This window comes from Streptomyces carpinensis (genome assembly GCF_002154505.1).
GTDB classification, from domain to species: domain Bacteria; phylum Actinomycetota; class Actinomycetes; order Streptomycetales; family Streptomycetaceae; genus Streptomyces; species Streptomyces carpinensis.
In genome coordinates this window covers 1-1561 of the sequence record NZ_MUBM01000590.1, presented here as the reverse complement: position 1 = coordinate 1561, position 1561 = coordinate 1, and the positions used below count along the sequence as shown (strand labels likewise).

At 65.5% G+C, this 1561-nt stretch carries 2 protein-coding genes; both read left to right on the top strand.

The features are described from left to right. The first annotated feature begins 88 nt into the window (after nucleotides 1-88). Nucleotides 89-571 (top strand): SMI1/KNR4 family protein, encoded by a 483-nt coding sequence (locus tag BZY54_RS46590; protein ID WP_086731375.1) that lies wholly within the window; start codon nucleotides 89-91, stop codon nucleotides 569-571. Nucleotides 572-1187: 616 nt separating this feature from the next. Then, nucleotides 1188-1367 (top strand): hypothetical protein, encoded by a 180-nt coding sequence (locus BZY54_RS46585; RefSeq protein ID WP_086731374.1) that lies wholly within the window; start codon nucleotides 1188-1190, stop codon nucleotides 1365-1367. Nucleotides 1368-1561: the final 194 nt, after the last annotated feature.

The window sequence follows — 1561 nt, the reverse complement described above, 5'->3', positions numbered from 1 at the left end:
GACGGCCCAGAGACGGCCCAGGAAGAGTTCGGGGACTTGCGCCCCTGAAGGCGATGCCTCCGCCGTTCTGGGCTGAGAAGGTGAGCCGGTGACTGATGACGAGGTCGTGGAGACACTGCGTGCTGCAGCCCGGGCACGAAGCCTGCCCCCGACCGCAGGGCCGCACGCTATCGCAGAGGCGGAACAGGTCATCGGGTTTCGGATGCCTCCACTCCTGCGGCGTCTGTACAGCGAAGTGGCCAACGGGGGATTCGGACCAGACGACGGCATCCTGGGCGTGAGCGGGGGCCACGAACAAGGCAACTTCTATGACATCGCCGAGTTGTACCAGGACGGCCCAGACCCCTCCGGCCGCATCCCCGCCGGCCTGGTGCTGGTCTACGACTGGGGTTGCACCATCTGGTCGCTGGTCGACTTCCGCGACCCTGCGGGCCACATGTGGTGTAACCACCAGGGAGAACTCTGGCCTCAAGGGATCACTCTCGGGGAGTGGCTGATCGGCACGTCGACAGGAACCGTGACGGTGGACACGCTGCTGGACAGTCAGCCTGCCGTCGAGCGCGATCAGTAGCCGGTGTACTGATCGGCGGTCCCGCCGACAAATCCGTCCCCGGGGGGGGCGTGCTTGCAGTGCCGCACCCGCTCCACGGGGCTCTGCCACGATGCGTTCGTGTCCGCCCTCGTTGATGTCAGCCATGGATGTCAGGAGGCAGTGTCTCGGGCTCATCGCAAGTCGCGGACCCGCCCACTCTGTTGAAGCCAGGGCGGACTCTGCGGTCGGGTTCCGGAACCGAGGTTAACCTTGGCCGCCTCAGCTCCTGACCTCCAGCTCCCGGCCCGCCCGTAACAGCCTCGCAACGAATCCACCCCACCCAGGGCGCCGAAGCCGGAGGACAGGGCATCGTGAGGATGAGCGGTACGAGTCAGTGCCGTGTGGATCCGTAGGGATCTGAACTCAGGGAGTGGTGGTATGTACGCCTTCCAGAAACGAATGGACTGCAGTCCCCCCGTGAGCTAGCCGGGGCCAGCCACTGCCTCTGCCCTGTTCGGATGCGGCACCGCGGATACGGACACTGCCCCAGCCGCTACGCCGTTCCATCCGACCGGTCGCCTTCCTTCCGCTGGTTGGTTTCCCGGCAATCCCGAAGTTGCCCCGTCAACTCTGGCCTGCCATCGGAGGAACCGCCATGACCACGATCACCCTGCAACTCGCCGCCGGAACGCCCCAGGTCCTGCTCGCCATCATCATCGTCCTCGCCATCACCTTCCTGCTCGCCCTGACCATCGCCACACGCGGAACCGGCCCGGCGGAACGAGCAGCGGTCTTACGCGCTCTCGCACAACTCATCCCTCTACGCCGCAGATAGCGCCCCCCGAGGCCAAGAGAAAGCCCAAGTCAGCGAAACACTGACCTGGGCTTTCGGCGGAGCCGTCTTCGGGATTCGAACCGGTCTCGTCCGCGGGAGTGGTGTATCGACGGCCACTCGGTGATCTCGTTTTGAGGCCAGGCGGTGAGTTCGGTGGGCAGGACGGTCTCGTTCGTTTCTGACTCGATCGGGTG